Source organism: Streptomyces sp. NPDC005931, assembly GCF_042871235.1.
GTDB lineage: Bacteria > Actinomycetota > Actinomycetes > Streptomycetales > Streptomycetaceae > Streptomyces.
The window spans coordinates 194541-216057 of the sequence record NZ_JBIAIG010000006.1; the positions used below are offsets into that span (position 1 = coordinate 194541).

At 72.6% G+C, this 21517-nt stretch carries 21 protein-coding genes; 9 read left to right on the top strand and 12 right to left on the bottom strand.

Translation table 11 applies throughout. The annotated features are described in order from the left end of the window. Window positions 1–16: 16 nt before the first annotated feature. Window positions 17–1495, top strand: a complete 1479-nt coding sequence (locus ACFYOV_RS16880) for an FAD-dependent oxidoreductase (RefSeq protein WP_389088294.1) — start codon at window positions 17–19, stop codon at window positions 1493–1495. Window positions 1496–1593: 98 nt separating this feature from the next. Here ACFYOV_RS16880 and ACFYOV_RS16885 read toward each other — a convergent pair whose 3' ends face one another. The 3 genes from ACFYOV_RS16885 to ACFYOV_RS16895 form a co-directional block, all read right to left on the bottom strand. After that, window positions 1594–1854 (bottom strand): GlsB/YeaQ/YmgE family stress response membrane protein, encoded by a 261-nt coding sequence (locus ACFYOV_RS16885; protein ID WP_389088297.1) that lies wholly within the window; start codon window positions 1852–1854, stop codon window positions 1594–1596. Window positions 1855–1954: 100 nt separating this feature from the next. Next, a complete protein-coding gene (locus ACFYOV_RS16890; protein ID WP_389088299.1) occupies window positions 1955–3694 on the bottom strand; it encodes a RecQ family ATP-dependent DNA helicase in 1740 nt (579 codons plus the stop codon). Then, complete coding sequence (locus tag ACFYOV_RS16895) at window positions 3678–3914, bottom strand: DUF3072 domain-containing protein (RefSeq protein ID WP_389088302.1); 237 nt, start codon at window positions 3912–3914, stop codon at window positions 3678–3680. The genes ACFYOV_RS16890 and ACFYOV_RS16895 overlap by 17 nt, the downstream gene beginning before the upstream one ends. A gap of 225 nt (window positions 3915–4139) precedes the next feature. On the opposite strand from ACFYOV_RS16895, the gene ACFYOV_RS16900 reads away from it, so the two are divergent. The 3 genes from ACFYOV_RS16900 to ACFYOV_RS16910 all read left to right on the top strand — a co-directional run bounded on the left by ACFYOV_RS16900 (window position 4140) and on the right by ACFYOV_RS16910 (window position 6954). Further along, the gene (locus ACFYOV_RS16900) at window positions 4140–5174 is read left to right on the top strand and encodes a DNA topoisomerase IB (RefSeq protein WP_389088304.1); all 1035 of its coding nucleotides are present in this window, start codon (window positions 4140–4142) and stop codon (window positions 5172–5174) included. Between the two features lie 357 nt (window positions 5175–5531). Further along, on the top strand, window positions 5532–5633 hold the full coding sequence (locus tag ACFYOV_RS16905) for a hypothetical protein (RefSeq protein WP_389088747.1): 102 nt from the start codon (window positions 5532–5534) through the stop codon (window positions 5631–5633). A gap of 181 nt (window positions 5634–5814) precedes the next feature. Next, window positions 5815–6954 (top strand): beta-propeller fold lactonase family protein, encoded by a 1140-nt coding sequence (locus ACFYOV_RS16910; protein ID WP_389088307.1) that lies wholly within the window; start codon window positions 5815–5817, stop codon window positions 6952–6954. Window positions 6955–7028: 74 nt separating this feature from the next. On the opposite strand, the gene ACFYOV_RS16915 is transcribed toward ACFYOV_RS16910, so the two are convergent. The 5 genes from ACFYOV_RS16915 to ACFYOV_RS16935 form a co-directional block, all read right to left on the bottom strand. Further along, window positions 7029–7946 (bottom strand): F510_1955 family glycosylhydrolase, encoded by a 918-nt coding sequence (locus ACFYOV_RS16915; RefSeq protein ID WP_389088309.1) that lies wholly within the window; start codon window positions 7944–7946, stop codon window positions 7029–7031. Between the two features lie 103 nt (window positions 7947–8049). Beyond that, a complete protein-coding gene (locus ACFYOV_RS16920; RefSeq protein ID WP_389088312.1) occupies window positions 8050–8505 on the bottom strand; it encodes a hypothetical protein in 456 nt (151 codons plus the stop codon). A gap of 562 nt (window positions 8506–9067) precedes the next feature. Then, on the bottom strand, window positions 9068–9271 hold the full coding sequence (locus tag ACFYOV_RS16925) for a cold-shock protein (RefSeq protein WP_389088315.1): 204 nt from the start codon (window positions 9269–9271) through the stop codon (window positions 9068–9070). A 178-nt stretch (window positions 9272–9449) separates the two neighbouring features. Further along, on the bottom strand, window positions 9450–10967 hold the full coding sequence (glpK, locus tag ACFYOV_RS16930) for a glycerol kinase GlpK (RefSeq protein WP_389088318.1): 1518 nt from the start codon (window positions 10965–10967) through the stop codon (window positions 9450–9452). A 25-nt stretch (window positions 10968–10992) separates the two neighbouring features. Next, a complete protein-coding gene (locus ACFYOV_RS16935; protein ID WP_389088321.1) occupies window positions 10993–11838 on the bottom strand; it encodes an MIP/aquaporin family protein in 846 nt (281 codons plus the stop codon). A gap of 840 nt (window positions 11839–12678) precedes the next feature. On the opposite strand from ACFYOV_RS16935, the gene ACFYOV_RS16940 reads away from it, so the two are divergent. Next, entirely contained in the window at window positions 12679–14046 is a 1368-nt protein-coding gene (locus ACFYOV_RS16940) for a pyridoxal phosphate-dependent decarboxylase family protein (protein ID WP_389088324.1), read from the top strand. Window positions 14047–14276: 230 nt separating this feature from the next. Here the strand turns inward: ACFYOV_RS16940 and ACFYOV_RS16945 are convergent, their stop codons facing one another. Continuing rightward, complete coding sequence (locus ACFYOV_RS16945) at window positions 14277–14822, bottom strand: hypothetical protein (protein WP_389088326.1); 546 nt, start codon at window positions 14820–14822, stop codon at window positions 14277–14279. 516 nt (window positions 14823–15338) lie between these two features. On the opposite strand from ACFYOV_RS16945, the gene ACFYOV_RS16950 reads away from it, so the two are divergent. Further along, window positions 15339–15758: a RidA family protein gene (locus ACFYOV_RS16950; protein ID WP_389088328.1), complete on the top strand. Its 420-nt coding sequence runs from the start codon at window positions 15339–15341 to the stop codon at window positions 15756–15758. Window positions 15759–16045: 287 nt separating this feature from the next. On the opposite strand, the gene ACFYOV_RS16955 is transcribed toward ACFYOV_RS16950, so the two are convergent. Together ACFYOV_RS16955 and ACFYOV_RS16960 are read right to left on the bottom strand one after the other, a co-directional pair. Then, a complete protein-coding gene (locus ACFYOV_RS16955; RefSeq protein WP_389088331.1) occupies window positions 16046–16852 on the bottom strand; it encodes a PRC and DUF2382 domain-containing protein in 807 nt (268 codons plus the stop codon). Between the two features lie 73 nt (window positions 16853–16925). Further along, on the bottom strand, window positions 16926–17390 hold the full coding sequence (locus ACFYOV_RS16960) for an SPW repeat protein (RefSeq protein ID WP_389088333.1): 465 nt from the start codon (window positions 17388–17390) through the stop codon (window positions 16926–16928). Between the two features lie 456 nt (window positions 17391–17846). Here ACFYOV_RS16960 and ACFYOV_RS16965 point away from each other — a divergent pair, with 456 nt between their 5' ends. The 3 genes from ACFYOV_RS16965 to ACFYOV_RS16975 all read left to right on the top strand — a co-directional run bounded on the left by ACFYOV_RS16965 (window position 17847) and on the right by ACFYOV_RS16975 (window position 19772). Then, a complete protein-coding gene (locus tag ACFYOV_RS16965) occupies window positions 17847–18608 on the top strand; it encodes a PspA/IM30 family protein (RefSeq protein WP_389088336.1) in 762 nt (253 codons plus the stop codon). 11 nt (window positions 18609–18619) lie between these two features. Next, window positions 18620–18898: a hypothetical protein gene (locus ACFYOV_RS16970; RefSeq protein WP_389088338.1), complete on the top strand. Its 279-nt coding sequence runs from the start codon at window positions 18620–18622 to the stop codon at window positions 18896–18898. Between the two features lie 202 nt (window positions 18899–19100). Next, entirely contained in the window at window positions 19101–19772 is a 672-nt protein-coding gene (locus tag ACFYOV_RS16975) for a DUF2278 family protein (RefSeq protein WP_389088341.1), read from the top strand. A gap of 9 nt (window positions 19773–19781) precedes the next feature. Here ACFYOV_RS16975 and ACFYOV_RS16980 read toward each other — a convergent pair whose 3' ends face one another. Continuing rightward, on the bottom strand, window positions 19782–20969 hold the full coding sequence (locus tag ACFYOV_RS16980; protein WP_389088343.1) for an NAD(P)/FAD-dependent oxidoreductase: 1188 nt from the start codon (window positions 20967–20969) through the stop codon (window positions 19782–19784). Window positions 20970–21517 lie beyond the last annotated feature (548 nt).

Sequence of the window (21517 nt, forward strand, 5' to 3'; positions counted from 1 at the left end):
CGACGGGAGACACGCGATGCCCATCCTGGAACCGCCCGCCGCAACCCGGACCGTCACGCTCCCACCGCGCTCCGCCCAGCACGGCGGCCGCACGGACGTCCTGGTGGTCGGTGGCGGCCCGGCGGGCTGCGGTGCCGCGATCGCCGCGGCCGAGGCCGGGGCCGGCGTGGTGCTCGTGGAGCGGTACGGCTTCCTCGGCGGCAACGCGACGGTCGCTCTCGTCATGCCGCTGATGTCCTTCCACAACGAGCACAAGCAGGCCGTGTTCGACGAAGCCGGCGACGGCACCCGGCTGCTGCCCACCGACCACGGCGAGGGCGAACCGGTGGTCGCGGGCGTCCTGTGGCGCCTCCTGGACCGGCTCACCGGGCGCGGCGGCTGTCTGCCGCCCTCGAAGAAGACCGGGTACACCGTGCCGTTCGACCCGGAGCAGTTCAAGCTGGTGCTGCCGGAGATGATGGACGAGTCGGGCGTGCGGATGCTGTTCCACGCCTTCGCCTCCACGGCACTGCCGCTGGAGGACGACTCCGGCTGGCGGGTGGTCTTCGAGACCAAGTCGGGGCCGGTGGTGATCGACGCGGCCGTGGTCGTGGACGCCACGGGCGACGGCGACATCGCGGCCGCCTGCGGGGCACCGTACGAGATCGGCCGCAAGGAGGACGGTCTGGTGCAGCCGATGACGCTGATGTTCCGCGTCGCCGACTTCGCCCGGCCGGACTTCGCCGACTACGTACGGGCGCATCCCGACCAGTGGCGCGGCGTGCACGGCCTGTGGGACCTGGTCGAGGAGGCCCGCGCGGCCGGTGACCTGCGGCTGCCGCGCGAGGACATCCTGTTCTTCGGCACGCCGCATCCGCGCGAGGTCAGTGTGAACAGCACGCGGGTGACGCGCGTGCTCGGCACCAGCGTGTGGGACCTGACCCGAGCCGAGTACACCGCGCGGCGCCAACTCGCCCAGATCGACCGCTTCCTGCGCACCCGCGTGCCCGGCTTCGAGGAGTCGTACCTGGTGCAGAGCGGCACGCACATCGGCGTCCGGGAGACCCGGCGGGTGGTGGGCGACTACCAGTTGACCGGTCACGACATCCTCGGCGCCCGCGCCTTCCCGGACGTGATCGCACACGGCGCCTACCCGGTCGACATCCACAATCCACGCGGCTCCGGCACGGTCCTCAAACGGGTGCCGACGGGCCGCTTCTACGACATCCCCCTGCGTTGTCTGGTGCCGCGCGGTACCCAGCGGCTGCTGGTGGCGGGCCGCTGCATCTCCGGTACGCACGTGGCGCACTCGTCGTACCGTGTGATGCCCATCGCCATGGCGACCGGGCAGGCGGCCGGGGTGTGCGCGGCGCTGACCGTGAAGCACGGGCACGGTCCGCGGGGTCTGCCGTACCGGCTCGTGCAGCACGAACTGCTCCGCCAGGGTGCCCACTTGTCGATCGACGACATCGAGCACCACTTGCCCGAGCGCCGCCGACGACACCCTGACACCTGACCCGCCCGGGGCATTTGCCTCTACGACCGGAACGGCCGGACGCAGTGCTGCGTCCGGCCGTTCCGGTGGTCGTACTCCTGGCCCCGTATGTCCTGGGATCAGGCGTGTCGTCGGGCCCACATGGGGGTGACGAGGGCGATGAGCACCGCCGCGATGCCGATCTGGAAGATGTGGCGGATCCAGTCGATGCCGCCGGTGTCGCGCACACCGAAGGCGGTGGCCAGTGCGTTGCCCGCGACGGCACCGACGATACCCAGGAGGACCGTGAGCCACAGGGGAATGGGCTGACGCCCGGGAACGACCAGCTTCGCCAGCAGACCGATGATGAGACCCGCGATGATGGCCCAGAGGAACGACACGACGACTCCTTCCGTTGACTTCCCCGACGTTCGGGTGCCCTTCCGCGTGCCCGCCGGAGGCGGACGTAAGCCTCGTCGGTCCGCCTGATGTGACCGGATGTCAGTCGGCAGGTGCCTTCGGTACCGTGAGCAGCCCCTTCTCGCCGATCGCGGCCAGGGACAGGGTCCGGTACCCCATGGATTCGAACAGCACGGTGATCCGGTCGCCCTCCTCGCTCATGACGGTGCCGTCACCCCATTCGGTGTGCCGCACGTGCGTGCCCGCAGGATAGGCGGCGGCCGCCGGATGCCGGGACCGGCCGTCATCCGTGCCTCCCGCCCCCTCCACGGCCGTGCCCTCGGCCGACGTGGGTGAGCGGCACACGTCGCAGGTGCCGCACGGCGCGTCGTACGGCTCGCCGAAATACCCGAGGAGGAAGCGACGACGGCATCCCGTCGTCTCCGCGTAACGGAGCACCATCTCGAGCCTCGACCGCTCCAGCCTCCTCCGCGCCTCCGCGGCGTCCACCGCCCGGGCGGTGGCGTCCTCGGCCGTCACGCCGGGAACGGAACGCACCGTCCCGTCGGCATCGGTGGTCACCGCGCCCGCCTGCTCCAGCAGGTTGGCCGCGGCCGTCACGCGGCGCCGCGACAGCTCCGCCCGCTCGCCGACGTCGTCCAGCGCGACCGAGCCGCTGTCCTCGTGGATCCGCTCCGCGACCTCGCCCAGGGTCTCCTCGTCCGGTGCGCGCGTCGCGAACATGCGTTGCAGCCCGCTGTCCTCCGGCCGGTAGTGCAGGACGGCGAGCGCCGGCCGTCCGTCGCGGCCGGCACGGCCGATCTCCTGGTAGTAGGTGTCCAGGGAGCCCGGCACCGAGGCGTGCAGGACGAACCGCACGTCCTCCTTGTCGATGCCCATGCCGAAGGCCGAGGTGGCCACCACCACGTCGGCCTCACCCGCCAGGAAGGCGTCGTGCACCCGGGCGCGTTCACCGGCGGCCAGTCCGGCGTGGTAGGGCGCGGCAGCCAGACCGAGTCCGGCGAGCTCGGCCGCGTACGCCTCGGCGTCCTTGCGCGTCGTGGTGTAGACGATGCCCGGCTTGGACTCCGCCGCGGCGCGCTCCACCACCGCCCGGCGCTTGTCCCCGTCGTCCAGGAACCGGCGTACCTCCAAGGTGATGTTCGGACGGTCGAAGCCGGCCACGACGAGTGCGGGATCCTCCAGGGACAGCCGCTGCACGATCTCCTCGCGCACCGGGGGAGCGGCAGTGGCCGTGAGCGCCAGGACCGTGGGTCTGCCCACCCGCTCCACGGCCTGGGCGAGGCGCAGGTAGTCGGGCCGGAAGTCGTGGCCCCAGGCGGCCACGCACTGGGCCTCGTCGACGACGAACAGCGAGGGCGAGGCCCCGGCGAGGCGCTCGACCACCTCGTCCTTCGTCAGCTGCTCGGGGGAGAGGAACAGGTACTCGGCGTCCCCGTGCCGCACCGCCTCCCAGGCGGCCTTGGTCTCCCCGGCCGGCTGGGCGGAGTTCACCGCGACGGCCTCCGGAGCGCCGTGGCCCAGGAGTCCGGCGATCTGATCGCGTTGCAGGGCGATGAGCGGCGAGACGACGACCGTGGGCCCCGGCAGCAACAGCCCGGTCACCTGGTACACCGCCGACTTTCCCGCGCCGGTCGGCATGACCGCCAGCGTGTCGCGGCCCGCCATGACCGCTTCCATCGCGGACAGCTGCCCCGGCCGCAGGTTCCGCCAGCCGAACACCTCGGCGGCTGTGCGCCGCAGCCTGTCCGCGGTACCGAGGCCACCGTCCCCGGACCCGGCGGCGCTGCCTTCGTCCGTGCGGTCACGTGCTCGCGTCATGGCCCGGCCCGGTTCCCGGTTCCCCGGCCCGTCCCGTGCGGGAGGAGGCCTGCTGCAGCCGGTCGATCATCTGTGACGCCTGCGCCTTCGTGAGGTCCTGGGGGACCGTCTCGCCCGTTTCCCGGGCCAACGTGCGCAGATAGCTCAGCTGTGGGCCGGTGGCAGGTTCATCACCTGTTGTCCAGTTCTCGACGTTCTTGCTCGGGTTCGGCTCGTTCATGAAGCCCGACTACCCCGTTTGCCCGGCCGTCTCCACAGCGGGGCCGACGGGGCCCGGTGACGCGCCTCGGCCGATGCCCCGACCCGGTGTGGGGCTTGACGGCCAGGGCCCCGAACTACAGATCCCCCGGCCGGGTATACGCAGGGACACCGCCCGCACCGGCAGCCCGTCCTGCCGGAGCGTCCGGCGTCCCACCGGAGTACCGCGTGTCCACGGAGGCACCCCTTGCGTCTTCGCTACTGCCGGCCCACAGACCCCGGCTACTCCCGCGTCCGCCATGGGCGGGGCTTCCGCTACCTCGACGCCGACGGACAGCCCCTGCGCGACGCCGCCGCACTGGACCGCATACGCGCCCTGGTCATCCCGCCGGCGTGGCAGGACGTATGGATCTGCACCCGGCCCAACGGCCACCTCCAGGCCGTCGGCACAGATGCCGCCGGCCGCCGCCAGTACCTGTACCACCCGCGGTTCCGCGCCGAACAGGAGCAGGCCAAGCACGAGCACGTTCTCGACGTCGCCGAGAGGCTGCCCGCGGTGCGCGAGGCGGTGGAAGGGCACCTGGGCGAAACGGGGCTCACCCGCCGTCGAGTCCTCGCCACCGCCGTCCGCCTCCTCGACCTGGGGTTCTTCCGCATCGGGAGCGACCGCTACGCGGAGCTGAACAACAGCTTCGGCCTGACCACGCTGCTGCGCGAGCATTCCCGCTGCCAGGGCGGCGCGGTCCTGTTCACCTACACCGGCAAGCACGGCAAGGAGATCGTCCAGACCGTCGCCGACCCCGCCGCGTGCCGCAGCCTCACCGCGCTGCTGCGCCGCCGGGGCGGGGGCGACCGGCTCCTCGCCTACTGGGAGCGGCCCTCCTGGCACGAGGTCGCCAGCGCGGACGTCAACGCGTACCTCAAGGAGGTCGCCGGCCTCGAGATCACGGCGAAGGACTTCCGGACCTGGCACGCCACGGTCATGGCCGCCGTGGCCCTGGCCGTCTCGGAGTCGGTCGCGCGCAGCGAGAGCGCCCGGCGCCGGGCCATCGCCCGCGCGTGCCGCGAGGTCTCGGGATACCTCGGCAACACCCCCGCGGTCTGCCGGGCGTCCTACATCAATCCGCGGGTGATCGAACTGTACGAAGAGGGCGTCACGGTCGCCGCCGCACTGCCCCGCATAGGGGACGAGGGCACGTTCGGCATCCCGGCCACACAGGGGCCCGCCGAGCGCGCCGTGGTGCGCATGCTCAGGACCGGTCAACCGCCGAGGGACGTCTGAACGCCACCGGCCCGTGGCGGCGCACGGTGGCGGCGCATGTGCCGTCGCACCCGGGAAACCCTGCAGCGGCTGAAACAGCATGCGGAGGAAGGCCGCAAGGAACCGAACGGAACGGGAGAGGAGCTGCGATGGCCGACGACCTCATCACCATGGTCATGACCGACCACCGGGAGCTGGAGCGCCTGTCCACCCCGTCCTCGCCAAGGAGGCCGGGGAGAAGGACGAGGCCTGCGGCGGACGGGGCTGCAGTTCGCCACCCGGCGGTCCCGCAAACCGGCGGGGCAGCCCCTCGCCGCCGTCGACGGCGGATCGGCCGCCGAGTCCGCGCCGGAGGCGCCCGAGGACACCCGGGCGGAGCTGTACGAGAAGGCCCGTGAGCTCGGCGTGGAGGGCCGGTCCTCCATGACCAACGAGGAACTGGCCGAGCAGGTGGGCAAGGCCCGGCAGGAGAACGGCTGACCGCGGAGCGCCGCCCGCCGGGTACGCCCTTGTCCGGTGGGCGACGGCCGAGGACGTACGGCGGCTCCGGGGTGGGCCCTTCGGCCCAGCGCGGGCCCGCTCCATCCTCTAGCGTTCGCCACGGCGGTGATCCGCCGCCCGAGCGCCCCGGCGCGGCAACACGGTTGTGAGAGGTGGTCCCATGAGGAGAGCTCGCGTGATGGGGGCCGCGGCGGCCGTGGGGCTGGCCGCAGCCACCGCCCTGGTGGCCCTCCCGGAGAGCTCCCGGAAGCAGCCCTCCCGCGCGCCCTCCGCCGTTCCGGCCGCCGCGCACCAGGGGATGGTGACCGGCACCGTGTGGGTGGCCAACGAGGGAGGGGACAGCCTGACCGCGATCGACGCCTCGACGAACCGGGCGGTCGCCACGGTGAAGGGCATCCCCGGTCCCCACAACGTCCAGGCCGCTCCCGACGGCCGTACCGTCTGGACCGTCAGCGCGGCGGACCTGGTGGTGAAGCTGGACGCCTCCCGCTACGCGCTCCTCGGTGCGGCCGGCACCGGCGCCGCTCCGGCCCACGTGATCCTGGACGGTGACGGCGGGCGGGTGTACGTGTCCAACGCCGGGGACGGGTCCGTTTCCGTCTTCGGTGCGCAGTCACTTGCCCGTGACGGGGCGGTGGAGGTGGGCGGGGGACCGCACGGCATGCGCCCGAGCCCCGACGGGCGTTGGGTGTACGTGGCGGACACGGCCGCCGACAGCGTCCACGTGATCGACGCCGCAGAGAACCGCAGGGTGGCGACCATCCCGGTGGGAGACGCACCCGTGCAGGTGGCGTTCCAGCCGGACGGCCGCCACGCCTATGTCACCCTCGGTGGCGAGAACGCCGTGGCGAAGATCGACGTGGCCACCCGCGAGGTCGTGGCCAGGGTCCCCTCCGGTCCCGCACCGGCCCAGGTCCACGCGAGCCCCGACGGCCGGTACGTCCTCGCCGCCAACCAGGGCACCGAGGCGGCGCCGGGCAGGACCGTCTCCGTCATCGATACGGAGACCTTCACCGTGGTGGCCCGCCCCGTCGTGGGTGACGGGCCGCACGGCATCACCGTCGACGCCGGCAGCCGACACGCCTTCATCACCAATGTCCGCTCCGACGAGGTCGCCGTCCTCGACCTGGCCGAGCGCGAGGTCGTCGCCCGCATACCGGTGGGCGACGCCCCCAACGGCATCTCCTTCACCTCGCGGTCCCCGGTCGTCCCCGACCACCCGGAGACCACCGTGTCCCTGCCCTGGACGGCGGGCTCCCGGGACGGGGCGTCCCACGGGGACGGGGACCACGCCCACTGACGCCCCGAGCGGCGCCGGCCCCCGGCGCCGCTCGGGGCGGGCCGGGGGCCGGGCGACCGCGGGTCCCGGCCGGGTCAGTGACCGCCGCCGGACTCGACGTCGAGCCGCTTGGTGAAGGTGGCTCCGCCGTCCTCGGACTCGTGCACCCCCGTCTGCGTCGCCGCCAGGACGTGATCCGCGCTGACCGCCGTGAGCGCCTGCGGTGCGCCGCCGGGCACGGTGCCCCGCTTCTTCCAGGTCGACCCGCCGTCGGTGCTGAGGTGGAGGCCACCGGTGACGTCGAGCGCGTGCAGCGCATCCGCGACGGGCCAGGAGAGGTACGCCATCACCGGTTCGGCGGCCCGGCCGAAGGTCGTCCCGCCGTCGGCGCTGCGGACCACGCCGCCGGGCGTGGTGGCGAGGACGACATCGGGGTCCCGGGGGCTGACGGCGATGTCGTGCGCCTGGAGTGCTGCTCCGTCCTTCCAGGCGACGCCGTCCCTGCTGGTGCGCAGCCTCCCGTTGGTGGAGTCGTATCCGTAGATGCGGCCGTGGGCCTGCTCCAGGGCGTGGAAGTCGGATTGGCCGGCGAGGGAGAGCTGCTCCCAGGTACGTCCGGCGTCCGTGCTCCTGATCAGCCCTTTGTTCCCGGGGCCGTCGCCTCCCGCGGCGGGGTGGCCGCTGGCGAGGAAGGTCCGGGCTCCGGCCACGGTGAAGCCCATGAAGTCGTCCCGGTGGTCACCCACCGGCGTGGGCCTTCCCTCGGCGTCGGGCGTGTAGATGCCCTCGTGCGTGGCGACGTAGAGGCGCTGGTCGGAGGGGTCCAGGCCGACTCCGTGGATGTGGCTGACGGTGACGCCGGACGGGGACCCGGCCGAGGAGGCGCGGTCGTCGTCGGTGCCGGAGCAGGCGCTCACGGTGAGACCGAGAGCGGCCGCGGTGGCCGCCGCGGCGGCGAGGCGCCGACGGCGGGCGGACCGGGGCGTGCGCGAAGCGCGCGTGAAGGGGGACATGGTGCATCGACCTCGTGTGTCGGTTCTGGTTCTCTGGCTACTGCGGGAAGGGCGGACCTCGCCGCGGGACGACGCGCGTGCGTGCCCGCGGGAACGGGTCGGCCTACAGCCGCAGAACCGACAGTCGCGTGAGATCGGGAGCCCGGGGCGGTGGGCCGGCCCGCAGGACGGCACCGAGCCGCGCCACGAGCCCGGCCGACCATCCGTGGCGACCGGCCAGGGCCGCCCGGACGAGGGCGGCGAGCACCCAGGCACCGAGCAGCACCGCCACGCACAGCCCGGTCGGGTTCGTCCCCGTGACGGGATCGTGCGTGGACGACGACCGGGCCGGGTCCGTCGCACGACCGTCCGCTTCCCCGTGCGCGGCGTGGGGAGTGCCGGTCCCCCCAAGCTCCGAGTGCGCCTCCGGGGCCCGGGGGGCCGCGACGCTCGTGGCGGGGGCCGAGGAGTGGTCGGGGTGGCCCAGGGTGTGCATCGTCAGGACGCCGAGTGCGAGCAGGGCGACGAGCAGCAGGTGCCCCAGGGCACCGCCTGCGCGCTTGAACCGGCTCGGCTGCACTGTCAGACCCTGTCGTGTGGTTCCGTGTACCGGGGATCCCTCCGCCGAGGGTATCCAACGCCGCCCGGCGCGTGGTGCGCGGGGACGCCCGGACCTGCCCGGTCTTCGTCACATCGCGCGTCCGGCGCGGAGCTTTTGGATCAATCGCCCATTGAGGCAGGGAAGCACCGTTTCTGCACGGGCGGACCGGCCGTAGCTCTGGGGTTGCTCAAGTCGTGCTTGGGACGACGTGCGGTCGGGGCATCCCTCTCACGATCGGAACATGACAGTGACGGGGGTCGAGGCAATGGAATTCGTGCTGATCGTGGGCATCGTGCTCGTCGTGGTCGTCCTCGTGTCGGGCGCGAGGCGCGCAGGGCCGTCCCGCGGGCGGTCGCGGGGCGGTGACGGCGGGCACGGAGGGTCCGGCGGGCACGGTTGTGGCGGTGGCTGGTCCTGCGGGGGAGGGTCGTCCTGCGGCGGCGGGGGTGGCGGGGACTGAGCCCGGGGGGCGGTGCGCTCGCGGATCACCGCCGCCCGCCCCCGCCGCCGCAGCGGTCCGGTGACGTCGCCCGAGGGCTGGTCAGGCGGGCGTGACGTTCTCCGCCTGAGGTCCCTTCGGGCCCTGCGTGACGTCGAACTGGACCTTCTGCCCCTCGAAGAGCTCGCGGTATCCGGTGCTGGCGATGGCCGAGTAGTGGACGAAGACGTCGGGGCCGCCGCCGTCCTGCTCGATGAAGCCGAAGCCCTTCTCCGGGTTGAACCACTTCACGGTGCCGGTGGCCATGGTGATCTCCTTCATGGGTGTGGGAACCAGCCCCACGTCCTGCGGGTGCCTTGAGATCGTCTTCGCCCGGCGTGCCCGCGCCCCGCAGACACGCCCAAGCGATGACACGGATCGGGTACCGGATCAGCCGTGTCCGCAGCACCCGTCCGCCCCCTCCCCGGTCAGGGGGATCCGCCGGTCAGGGGATCTTGACCCAGTCGAGGGTGCGTTCGACCGCCCTCTTCCAGCCCTCGTAGCCCTCCGCACGCTGTTCGTCGGACCACTGGGGCTCCCAGCGCCTGGACTCCTGCCAGTGGGTGCGCAGTTCGTCGGTGTCCCGCCAGAATCCCGTGGCCAGCCCCGCGGCGTACGCCGCACCGAGCGCCGTGGTCTCGGCGACGACGGGCCGGCTGACCGGCACGCCGAGGACGTCGGCCTGGATCTGCATGCACAGGTCGTTGGCCGTGACGCCGCCGTCGACCTTGAGCACGTCGAGGTGCACACCGGAGTCCTGCTCCATGGCCTCGACGACGTCGCGGCTCTGGTAGCAGATGGCCTCCAGGGTCGCCCGCGCGAGATGCCCGTTGTCGTTGTACCGGGCGAGGCCGACGATCGCCCCCCTGGCGTCGGAGCGCCAGTAGGGTGCGAACAGGCCCGAGAAGGCGGGGACGAAGTACATGCCGCCGTTGTCCTCGACGGTGCGCGCGAGGTCCTCGCTCTCGGCCGCCGTCTTGATGATCTTCATCTGGTCGCGCAGCCACTGCACGGCCGATCCGGTCACCGCGATCGAGCCCTCCAGGGCGTACACCACGGGGCTGTCGCCGAACTGGTAGGCGACGGTGGTGAGCAGGCCGTGTTGCGAACGGACCAGCTCCGTCCCGGTGTTGAGCACCAGGAAGTTGCCGGTGCCGTAGGTGTTCTTGGCCTCGCCGGGCGCGAAGCAGACCTGTCCGACCGTCGCCGCCTGCTGGTCGCCGAGCACACCGGCGATCGGTACGGCGGCGCGCAGCGGCCGGGAGGTCCGGGTCACGCCGTAGGCCTCGCGGTGGGACGAGGCGTTGATGGTGGGCAGCATCTGCCGGGGGATCCCGAAGAAGCCCAACAACTCGTCGTCCCAGTCGAGGGTCTCCAGGTTCATCAGCATGGTGCGGCTCGCGTTGGTCACGTCGGTGGCGTGGATGCCTCCGTCGGGACCGCCGGTCAGGTTCCACAGCACCCAGGCGTCGGTGTTGCCGAAGAGGGCGTGGCCCTCTTCCGCCGCCTGGCGGACGCCGTCGACGTTCTCCAGGATCCACTGCACCTTGCCCGCGGAGAAGTACGTCGCCGGTGGCAGCCCGGCCTTGCGGCGGATGACGTCGCCCTTGCCGGAGCGTTCCAGCTCCGCCGCGATGGAGGCGGTGCGCGTGTCCTGCCACACGATGGCGTTGTAGTACGGGCGGCCGTTGCGCGGGTCCCAGACCACGGTGGTCTCGCGCTGGTTGGTGATGCCGATGGCCGCCAGGTCGGTGCCCGACAGATCGCCGTGGCGCAGGGCGTTCTGCATCACCGAGTTGGTGCGCTCCCAGATCTCCACGGGGTCGTGCTCCACCCAGCCCGAGCGCGGGAGGATCTGCTCGTGCTCCAGTTGGTGCTTGGCGACCTCGTTGCCGCCGTGGTCGAAGATCATGAATCGGGTACTGGTGGTTCCCTGGTCCACCGCACCGACGAAGTCCGCCATGTCGCGCCGCCTCTCGGGCCGGAGTTCAGTCCTCTGGGGTCGGGACGCGTCCCGGCGGCTCGGGTTCCGCCTTCGGCAGGAACCGGCCGATGAGCGGCTTGTACAGACCCGCGCCGATCAGTCCGCCGATGAGCGGTCCGAGGATGGGCACCCAGAAGTAGAGATTTCCGTACTGATCTCGCCAGGCTCCGCCGTACCCGGTGATGAAACTGGCCAATCGGGGGCCGAAGTCGCGTGCCGGGTTGATCGCGTAGCCCGCGTTGGTCCCCCAGGCCATGCCGATCGCGACCACGATCAGACCCACGATGAAGGGGGCGAGGTTCGCGCCCGGCGGCGTGTTGAGCAGGTCGGTGACGGCCAGGATCAGCAGCAGGAGGATGGCGGTGCCGATGACCTGGTCGCGGAAGGCGCCCCATTCGTAGACGGGGAGGTTGGTGTTGCCGTTGGCGGGCAACGTGGAGAACACACCCTGTGTCTTGATGGTGTGACCGGGGTCGGCCTTGGCCAGCGCCTCGGTGTAGTTCCAGCGGACGATGAGGGCGGCCACGAAGGCGCCGGCTGTCTGGGCCAGCGTGTACGGCAGCACCTTCCGCCAGGGGAACCCCTTGAACGCGGCGAGGGCCAGCGTCACCGCGGGATTGATGTGGGCGCCGCTCAGCCGCGCCGCCACGTAGACGCCCAGGGTGACGCCGAGGCCCCACGCCCAGGCGATGCTGTCGTGGTCTCCGAGACCACCGGCCGGATCCGTCAGGGCTCCGCCCGCTACGACCTGGGCCACCACACCGCAGCCGAAGAGAATGAGGACCATCGTGCCGGCGAATTCGGCCGACAGTTCCCCGATCAGTCCGGAGTCTTTTCTCCGCTCAGCCATGGGGCTCACCTTCCGCCGGTCGAACCGGCCGTCGACTGCCCGAGTCTCATGTGACAGGCTAAGACGAACCAGAACAAATCGCATTTAGAAGCACTGCTCCTCCCCGGGGTGTGCGCAGGGACGGGACCTCCCGCACCTCACGGGCCCGTCCACCGTCCCGGGCGGGCGCTCCTGCGGCCGGTTCGGCTCCCGGCAGGGGGAGCGTCCCGATCAGGGTCGCGACCGGGAACGGGAGGAGTCGCCCTGCTCCGCGATCCCGTGCGGGGGACCGTGGGCGCCGACGTCAACCGCGATGCCCGGTCCCCGTGCCCGCCGGGGGGCGGCCCGCAGACGCGGGTGTTCGACGTTCCGCAGGCCAGGCACACGATCCACTCGCGGACCTCGCCGTCCGGTCGACGCCAGGGCCTCCCCGCCACGTTCGAGCCCTCCTCGCCGCAGAAGTCGCAGTCCGCGGCCGCGCCGGGCAGGTGGCACATCGTGCGCACCGAGGGGTCGGTCGGACCCCGGCTGCCGACCCAGTCGCAGGCCGCCGCACCTCCACCAGCGCTCCGGCCGGGTCCGGTCGCCGCTTCCCCGCGCGCTGCGCCGGAGCACCACGTCGAACTCCGCGGCAGGTTTCCGGCACCGCGGACACGGGAGGCCTCCGCAGCCGTCGTCCGGCAGCCGCCACGCAGTGGGGCGGGCCGGGCGCGAACCGGACCCGTGGGCCGGGACGACCGGCGCGCGGGTCACCGGTGCGCGCGCCTGCCCAGGCCCCCCACGCGGCACGCGACGCGATAGGCGGCCGGGGCGCCCGCCCCTGCCTTGCGGGGCGGCACCCACTGCCCCATAGTCCCAGGTATGGACGCGCGCGAAAGGGCGCTCCAGCAGGCGTACCGCCATGCGCTGCGCTGGCTGGCGGACCTGTCCGAACGCCCCGTTCCCGCCCGCGCCTCGGTCGACCAGATCGTGCGTGCGCTCGGCTCCGAACTGCCCGCAGGCCCGAGCCCAGCCGCCGAGGTCGTCGACCTGCTGGCCACGGCGTGTGATCCGGGACTGACGGCCTTCCCCGGAGGCCGCTTCTACGGATTCGTCGTCGGGGGCACCGAACCGGCCGCACTGGCCGCGGACTGGCTGGTCAGCGCATGGGACCAGAACTGCGTCATGCGCGCCGTGTCACCGGCGTACACGGCCGCGGAGGACATCGCCGGCGCCTGGCTGCTCGATCTGCTCGGCCTGCCCCGGGGCAGCGGCGTCGGATTCACCACGGGTGCCACGATGGCGAACTTCACCTGCCTAGCAGCCGCGCGCGACGTGGTGCTGGGGCGCGTCGGCCGGAACGTCGCCCGGGACGGGCTCGCGGGGGGACCCGCCCCCCGCGTCGTCGTCGGCGAGGACCGCCACATGGCCGTCGACCTGGCCCTGCGGTACCTGGGCCTCGGCGAGCCCGAGACGGTGGAGGCGGACGAGCAGGGACGCATTCGGCCGGAACACCTGCGGCGCGTCCTGGCCACCGGCGATCGACGTCCCACGATCCTGGTCCTCCAGGCCGGAGACATCCACTCCGGCGCCTTCGATCCCTTCGTCGAGACCGTCCGCGCCGCCCGTGACGCGGGCGCCTGGGTGCACGTCGACGGAGCCTTCGGACTGTGGGCGGCCGCCTCCCCTCGCTACGCGCACCTGACCGCGGGCTGCTCGGACGCCGACTCATGGGCGACGGACGCCCACAAGACCCTCAACGTGCCCTACGACTGCGGCCTCGCCGTCGTCCGCGACCCGGCGGCGCTGCGTGCCGCCATGGGCCTGCACGGCGCCTACCTCATCCAGGCCGAACAAGGTGACCCGGTCGACAAGGTCCCCGAACTGTCGCGGCGCGGCAGGGCCTTCCCCGTGTGGGCGGCCCTCAGGTCCCTCGGCCGGTCGGGTGTGGCCGACCTCGTCGAGCGCCTGTGCCGGCACGCCTCCGTGTTCGCCGACGGCATCGCGGCGATCGACGGCGCGACGGTGCTCAACCACGTCGTCTTCACCCAGGTCTGCGCGGAGTTCGGCGACGACGAGCGCACGCTGCGGGTCCTCGACCGGTTGCTCGAGGACGGCACGGCCTGGATCAGCGGCTCCACCTGGCACGGCCGTCGCGTCATGCGGATATCGGTGAGCAACTGGTCGACGAGCGACGAGGACGTGTCGCGCGCGCTCGACGCGATCAGCAGGGCGGCGACCGCCCCGTGACCCGGCGGGCGCTTCGGCGGGGGAGCGCTCTGCTTCTCGGGCCGCCGGTCCCCTGCGGCCCGGCCTCGTCGTCCGGGCAACCGCACGCCGAACCTCCCCGGCGGACGGGTGGGCTCCTGGCCTACCAGATCAGGCACCAGTAGGGGCCGTGGCGGCCGACGCCGATGCGGCCGCCCTGCGGCACGAGGCCCGGGTCCGGTCGGCCCACGGCCGCGAGCGAGCACGCCGGGTCACCGACCACCCCGGCCGCGGCCATCCGCCGAGCGGCGGCCGTCGCCACCGGCGACGTGTACCAGAACGTGGTCGCCGTTCCGGGTGTGCTGGTCGCGGGTGCGGGCGGCACGGGCGACGTCGGCGTGGGTGCGGTGCGGGACGGTGGCGCGGGGGTCGGAGGCGGGGGAGTGGTCCGTGCCGGCGGCGCGGACGTCGGCGGCGTCGACGGTGTGGGTGCCGGTGCGGTGCGCCGAGGCGGTGCCGTCGGTTCGGGAGGTGCCGGGCGAACCGGTCTCGGCGTCTCCCGCGGTGCCCGGGAGGGCGACGTGCCGGGGACCGTCGGCCGATCCGTCGGCCGGTCGCCCGGCAGTGTCGACCGCCGGGGCGAGGGTGTCGTCGTCGGCCGGGTCCCCGGCGTGTGCGTCGGTGTCGGCCGTGCCGTGCTCGAAGCCTCCGGTGAAGCCGTCCAGGAGGGCAGAGGACTGAGAGTCGGCAGGGCCAGGTCGGCCGACGGGGACGGCGTCGGGCGGGGAGTGCCCCCGTCGGACGTCACCAACGCCCACACGCCGACGCCGCCGAGGACGAGCATGGCGGCGCCGCCCGCAATCCACGGGGCTCGCCTCGGCCGGCGTCGGTGACGGTTCATGTTCCTACTGTGCTATGCGACGCAGGAGGGTGCTCGTCGCCCGGGCTGGACGGCGTCTCCCCGCCGTGCGGCCGGTTCACCCGTCCGGGTGCCCCTGTCCGGGTCGGGGCCTCTTCACCGACGACCGCCGGCAGGTGGGTGACGAGGGGGTTCGGGTCGTTCGTGCGCCAGGCGACGGCCACCCGCGTGCGAGCGTGCCGGGCCCGATCGGAGGTGGCGCGGTGTGAAGCCCTCCGCCGTGCACAGACCGGTCCTCCGGCCGTGCAGCCGCGGGCCCGCGGAGCGGGGCAGGACGAACGGCGAGTCCGCCGACTGCACGACCCGGGCGGTCCGTTGCCCGGCCGGCGGCGAGTGGCGGGCGGCAGCACGGCCACGAAGTGCGGCCGTCAGCCGTATTGGACGTATCCGCGCTGGTCGAACTAGCGTTCCGCGCATGACGGAGCGACGTGCGATCCTCAGCGGGTCGACCTTCGAGGAACAGATCGGCTACGCCCGTGCCGTGGTGGACGGCGACTGGGTGCACGTGTCCGGAACGACCGGGTTCGACTACGCCACCATGACGATCTCCGACGACGTGGTGGAGCAGGCCGAACAGTGCCTGCGCAACGTCGAGGCCGCGCTGGCCGAGGCGGAGTGCACCTTCGCCGACGTGGTGCGGGTGCGCTACATGCTGCCCGACCGCGCCGACTTCGAGCCCTGCTGGCCGGTACTGCGCCGCTGTTTCGGCGAGGTCAGGCCTGCCGCCACGATGCTCATGTGCGGTCTCGCCGATCCCCGGATGAAGATCGAGATCGAGGTGTACGCGCGTCGGTCCGCCGGACGAACCCGGGGCGTCCGGCCGCCTACGCCCTGATCGGGCGGGCGCGTCGATCAGGTGTCTCGCAGGCTCGCGCAGGTCCTGCTCGTCCCGCTTCCCGGTGTCGCGCGGCTGGGTGAACGGCTCCTTCTGCGGCGGGTGCCCACCGACGACGGCGCGCCGACGGCGGTGTCGGCGTCGAACCCCAGGCCGAGCGGGATGGCAGGCTCCTTACGCATGCGCACGGGCGCTTCGCACCGCCGGTGGAGGCGCGGGCCGCCCGGGGCGGGGGCCGTCGCTCTCCCCGCCCCGGGCGCGTGGGGTGCAGCCGATCAGCGTGGCCGTCACATGCCGCGCTCGTCGGTTTCCGCCCCCTCGATGCGTTCCTTGCGGACCTGCCCGGTGACGGTCTCCTCCTCGGTGACTTCCTCGGTGGTCAGGCGGACCCGCTCCTTCGGCTCGGCCCTGGTCTCCACCACCGGCTTCTCCTCGTGGAGGACGACCTCGTGCTCGGCCTCGGTGATGTCCGGGCCGGTCATGGCGTCGGCGCGGTTGGCGTCCGTGATCGGCTCCCGCTCGACCCGCACCTCTTCGTGACGTACCGGGACGGTCATCTGCTGCTCTTCGGTGACGACGTACTTGCGCAGCCGCGCCCTGCCTGCTTCCCGGCGCTCGGTGCCGACGTGCATCTCCTCCTCGGACCGCGTCATCGCGTCCCCGGCCGTGCCGGCCGTGCCGGCAGTGCCCGCAGCAGCAGTGCCCGCAGTGCCCGCGGTGTCGGTGACACCGGCGGTCCGACCCGTGGTCGTCCGCCCCTGCTGCCAGACGCCTTCCCAGTCGATGCCGTAGTGCTCGTACAGGCGGTGCTCCTCCTGTGCGGACAGGTGGCCGCCGGCATCGACGTCGACGTTGGGCGCGTCCTTGACCTGGTTCTTGGCGTACGGCACCTCGAGGTGGTCCCCGACGACGGAGGCGTCGTGGATGGGGACGAAGGACTCGCTGGTGCCGAACAGACCGGTCTTGACGCTCACCCATTCGGGCTCGCCGGTGGCGTCGTCGATGAATATGTGGCTGGCGTCACCGATCTTGGTGCCCCTGGCGTCGTAGACAGGGTGGTCCAGCACGGTGGGTATCTGCTCTCGGGTGATCATCAGGAAGGTTCTCCTTGTAGTGAAGCGGTACCTTGCGTCCCCCCGCGTTCGCGGAACCGTGCGGTCGAGTTGATCAGCGGTCGGCCCCGGCGTAGGAACCCCCGGACGCGCCGGCGTTGCGCGAGCGGGCGTTGGCGCCTGCGGCAGCGGCGAGGGCGAGCAGCAGCATGATCAGGCCCGTGATGATGTTGTTCGTGACGGTGCGGGTGGTGTCGACATTGCCGGCCACGACCCAAGGGGCGATGACCGTCCACGCGCCCAGGGCGCATGCGGCCCAGGCCATGCTGTGGGTCCGGTCGTAGGCGCGCCCGAAACCGCCGCTCATCAGCAGCGCGTAGCTCACTCCCACGATCAGGTTGGTGATCGCGAGCCGGGAGAAGGTGCCGCCGTTGAACCCCACGATCCAGGGGGAGGCCGCGAGGTAGAGGCCCGTGAGCAGCGCCAGCGCCTCGATGGCCTGCGCCCTGGGGGTCGTCGCGGCGCGCTCGGCCTGCGCGTGGCGCTGGCGCATTTCGACGATGTCCGGATGCGTCTCCATGGCCGACCCCGCGGTCCCGGCCATCCCGGTCGACCCGGTGGCTCCGGTCGACCCGGTGGCTCCGGTCGACCTGTAGTTGGGTGACGTCACTGCGATCGCCTCCGGCGAGAAATGGGGGGATGGTGTGTCGATCAGCGTCCGTCGGGGATCGGCCCCGCTCGGTGGCTGTGCGTACTCCCCTTCGATTAACCACCCCCTGGCGGGCAAAACCGCATAAAACGCCACAAAGTTTTTGACGCGCTCACAAGGGTGGTGCCTCTGGTGGTGCCTCTGTCGTCCGGTGTGCCCCACGCGGGACCGGCCTGTTCCCGTCGGTCGCCCCCGGAATTCCTTTCACTGCGGGACGACGGCCGGGCGACGGCGGTTTGCGGCACGGTGCGGCCGGGCGGAACCTGAGGGAGTGACGCCGCCCGACATCCCGTACCAGCATTCCCACATCCAGGAGGCGGGCCGGACATGAGCAGCATCGCCGACCGCATCACCACGTTGTTCCGGACCAAGGCGAACAAGGCCCTCGACGCGGCCGAGGACCCCCGCGAGGTGCTGGACTACTCGTACACCCAGCAAGTGGAACTGCTCGGCAGGGTGCGGCGCGGCGTGGCGGACGTGGCCACCAGCCGCAAGCGCGTGGACCTGCAGGTCCATCAACTCGAGCAGTCCGCGGACAAGTTGCAGGCGCAGGCGCAGCAGGCGCTGGCCGCGGGGCGCGAGGACCTCGCCCGGGAGGCGCTGACCCGGCGCACTGCCGTGGCCTCCCAACTCACCGACCTGCGGGCCCAGCAGGCGTCGCTGCGGGCGGAAGAGGACAAACTCACCCTGGCCTCGCAGCGCCTACAGGGCAAGGTGGAGGCGTTCCGCACCCGCAAGGAGACCATCAAGGCCACCTACACGGCCGCCCAGGCCCAGACCAGTATCACCGAGGCCGTCACCGGCATCAGCGAGGAACTGGGCGATGTCGGGATGGCCATGCAGCGCGCCCAGGACAAGACCGAACAACTGCAGGCCCGGGCCGGCGCGTTGGACGAACTGATCGCCTCCGGCGTGCTGGAGGACGCCACCCTCCCCGCCGGCCGCGACGACATCCAGGCAGAACTCGACGCCATCACGGCGGGCACCGACGTGGACAGGGAACTGGCCCGGATGAAGGCCCAACTCACCTCGTCCACCGCCCCGCCGGCCCTGGAGAACCGCGGCCCGAACGGGTCGCCGGACCAGTGACGGGAGAGACAGTGATCATACGGATACTCGGCGAGGGCCAGTACGACGTCGCGGACGACCGATTCGACGAACTGAACGAGCCCGACTCCGCCCTGCAGTCCGCGGCCGACGCCGACGACGAGGCGGCCTTCCGCACCGCGCTGAACTCCCTCCTGGACGCCGTGCGCCGACTGGGGGCACCCCTGCCGGACGACGCCATCAGGCCGTCCGACCTCGTCCTCCCCGACCAGGACACGAGCCTGCACGAGGTGCAGACGCTGCTGTCCGGCGAGGGCCTCATCCCCGGGTGAGCGTCCTGCCACCTTCCGCAACACGCCGTTGTGGTCGCGGCCGTTTGTACGGCGTTCACCCACGGCTCCGGCCTTCACCGGAAAGCGCAGCGGCGGCGGGGTGCCCGGCCGGCCCCGGGGGTGTCACCCGGTCGGACGCCGCTCGGCCACGGTGCGCAACCGATCGGCGGCCCGCCGCGGGTCCCGGTGGTTCACTGGCCACATGCCATTCAGACGCTACGGCGTGCTCTCGGGCACCTTGTCCAGCCACTACCGCGACCAGCCGGACAGTCAGGGACGATGGTTCCACGTCAACCTGGAGGTGGACGCGCCCGCCGGGCGCTACCACTGCGCCGTCGACGTCGACAGCCACAAGTCCAACGTGGGTGTGCAGTGGAAGGCGTTCACGCTGGACGGCGGCGCTCTCGGTCCCGCGCCGGGCCTCCCTCCGGGGTACCACGACCTGGCGCCCTCGCCCGCGTCCGGGGCCCTGGACTACCTGCGCCACCCCGCCCTGGTGGACCGGTCCGGCTTCCTGTTCGAGCGCCGTCCGCCGGCCTGGCTGCGGGACCTCCTGGACCTGTTCGGCTCGCGGCCCTGGAACGCGGGCTCCAACGTCGACGCCGCCGCCGCGCTCGAGACGATCCTGGTCGCGGGGCAACGCATCCTCGTCTTCGGTGAACCGTTCGACCACGACCCCGAAGGCGACCTCGGCATGCACAACATCCACCAGAACCAGGGCGACCCGGCCGGTTCCCCGTGGTGGGCGGAGAACGGGATCTGGCAGGACGGCGCGACGGTCACCCAGCGCCCCGACGGCCGGTACGACGTGTTCCTGAACAAGTTCTCCAGCCAGGCGGGCCGCACGGACAGCGCGGGTCACCCGGTGGCCTGAGCGCGGCGCTCATCGAATGACGTCCGGCCCGCGCGTTGCGGTGCGCGCGGGGGTGGGGAAGGACCGGTCGCCGAAGAGGACGCGCCCGGCCGCCGCCCGGCCCGGCGGGGTGCGCAACAGGGCGAACGCCGTCTTCCCGGCGGCCGGTGTCCGTATCCGGGCCAGTGCCCGGCGCAGCGTGAGCCGCCCCCGGAAGCGAGCGCGCAGGGCGGTTCCGCTGTAGTGGGTCAGCGCGTCCGGCCTCCCGGTCCGCAGGGCGTCGTCGAGGACGCGGGCGGCCAGCTCCGACAGCCGCAGACAGGGGTCCAGTCCGCCGGCGGTGAGGGGGGAGACCGCGCCCGCCGCGTCCCCCACGAGAAGTCCGTCGGCGCAGGCGATGCGGCGCAGCACCCCGCCGACCGGAATCGGGCCCCCGCGTCGCTCCACCGCCTCGGGGCGGTCCACGCCGTCCAGCCCGGGTGCGGCGCCGCTGAACCGTCGCAGGGCCCCGCGAAGTCCCTCCGGGAAGCGGTCGGCGTAGCCCGCGACACCGACGTGGGCGTGCTCCCCGTCGTTGACCACCCAGGCCAGGTAACCAGGGGCGAGCGAAGGGTCCAGAACGCAGTGGAAGGTCGGCGGTTCACCGTTGGGGGACACCTCGAAGACCTCCTCGGCGCCGACCAGCAGGTGGTGGTTGCGGTCGAGGCCGAGATCGCGGGCCACCGTGGAACGGGCGCCGTCGGCGCCGACGACGAAGCGTGCCCGGACCGTGGTCGGCCCGTCGCGGCCCACGAGGTGGAAGCCGTCGCCCCGCCGTCCGGCGTAGCGCGTGCCCAGCACCACGCGCACGCCGGCTTCGACCGCCGCGGTCAGCGAGGCCTGGTAGAGCGGTGCCATGTCGCCTACGCGGTACTCGTCGCGGTCGCTGACCAGGCTGACGGGGCGGTGTATGCCAGGGGGGTAGAGCACCACACGCCGGATCGGCGGCCCGAGGTGCTCGGCGGGCAGCGGGAAGTCGTCGAGCGTCCTGCGCACGAAGATGCCCGTCGTTCGGATCGCGACGGTGGGACTGCTGCGCCGTTCCGTGAGGAGCACGTCATGGCCCTGCCGGGCGAGCAGCGTGGCGACGTGGAGACCGGCCAGCCCGGCACCGACCACCAGGACGTCGGTACCGGCCGGTGCGCCGACGCGCTGGCGGGAGGGGGCTGCTGCGGACATGGGTGTGCTCCTCGTGGAGTCGTTCGTGGGGGCAGCCGGCGCGCGGTGGGCGTCGACGTGCCGTCGTGCCGGCCCACACCGAGATCAGCCTTCACATCGAATGGCGATGGAAATCTATCGAGAATCGATAGGGCGAGCAAGAGGGAGGGTGTCCCCGAAGGGACGACCCGTAGAGGCGGCGAACGGAGGGGAAGGGCTGTGCGCCGGCCGGGTGGACGAATCAGACGCTCCGGGGCTCGGACGGCCCTTGGGGCCCACCTCGCGCACCGCCGGGGCGGATCAGGGCATTGCGGCCGCCGAGGAGCCGGACGGCGGGGAGGCGGTGAGTCCACCGTCCGGCGCAGAGGAGCCGGTCGTCGGCGGAGTGGGCGGCGTGGTCGGCGGAGCGGGCGGCGTGGTCGGCGGGGCCGTCTGCCCCGGTGTCCCGGTGGCCGACGGGGTGGACGAACTGCCGGTCGCCGGAGCGGAGGGCGGGGACGGCGGGGGAGTGGCGGAGGCGCTACCGGTGCCGGGTGCCGGTGGGGGAGCGGTACGTGCGACCGGAGTAC

Excerpts from the sequence above, each read along its gene's own strand:
- ACFYOV_RS16880 (WP_389088294.1), top strand. The coding sequence starts at position 17 with ATGCCCATCCTGGAACCGCCCGCCGCAACCCGGACCGTCACGCTCCCA.
- ACFYOV_RS16890 (WP_389088299.1), bottom strand. The coding sequence starts at position 3,694 with ATGACGCGAGCACGTGACCGCACGGACGAAGGCAGCGCCGCCGGGTCC.
- ACFYOV_RS16895 (WP_389088302.1), bottom strand. The coding sequence starts at position 3,914 with ATGAACGAGCCGAACCCGAGCAAGAACGTCGAGAACTGGACAACAGGT.
- ACFYOV_RS16910 (WP_389088307.1), top strand. The coding sequence starts at position 5,815 with ATGAGGAGAGCTCGCGTGATGGGGGCCGCGGCGGCCGTGGGGCTGGCC.
- ACFYOV_RS16915 (WP_389088309.1), bottom strand. The coding sequence starts at position 7,946 with ATGTCCCCCTTCACGCGCGCTTCGCGCACGCCCCGGTCCGCCCGCCGT.
- ACFYOV_RS16925 (WP_389088315.1), bottom strand. The coding sequence starts at position 9,271 with ATGGCCACCGGCACCGTGAAGTGGTTCAACCCGGAGAAGGGCTTCGGC.
- glpK (WP_389088318.1), bottom strand. The coding sequence starts at position 10,967 with ATGGCGGACTTCGTCGGTGCGGTGGACCAGGGAACCACCAGTACCCGA.
- ACFYOV_RS16935 (WP_389088321.1), bottom strand. The coding sequence starts at position 11,838 with ATGGCTGAGCGGAGAAAAGACTCCGGACTGATCGGGGAACTGTCGGCC.
- ACFYOV_RS16940 (WP_389088324.1), top strand. The coding sequence starts at position 12,679 with ATGGACGCGCGCGAAAGGGCGCTCCAGCAGGCGTACCGCCATGCGCTG.
- ACFYOV_RS16950 (WP_389088328.1), top strand. The coding sequence starts at position 15,339 with ATGACGGAGCGACGTGCGATCCTCAGCGGGTCGACCTTCGAGGAACAG.
- ACFYOV_RS16955 (WP_389088331.1), bottom strand. The coding sequence starts at position 16,852 with ATGATCACCCGAGAGCAGATACCCACCGTGCTGGACCACCCTGTCTAC.
- ACFYOV_RS16960 (WP_389088333.1), bottom strand. The coding sequence starts at position 17,390 with ATGGAGACGCATCCGGACATCGTCGAAATGCGCCAGCGCCACGCGCAG.
- ACFYOV_RS16965 (WP_389088336.1), top strand. The coding sequence starts at position 17,847 with ATGAGCAGCATCGCCGACCGCATCACCACGTTGTTCCGGACCAAGGCG.
- ACFYOV_RS16975 (WP_389088341.1), top strand. The coding sequence starts at position 19,101 with ATGCCATTCAGACGCTACGGCGTGCTCTCGGGCACCTTGTCCAGCCAC.
- ACFYOV_RS16980 (WP_389088343.1), bottom strand. The coding sequence starts at position 20,969 with ATGTCCGCAGCAGCCCCCTCCCGCCAGCGCGTCGGCGCACCGGCCGGT.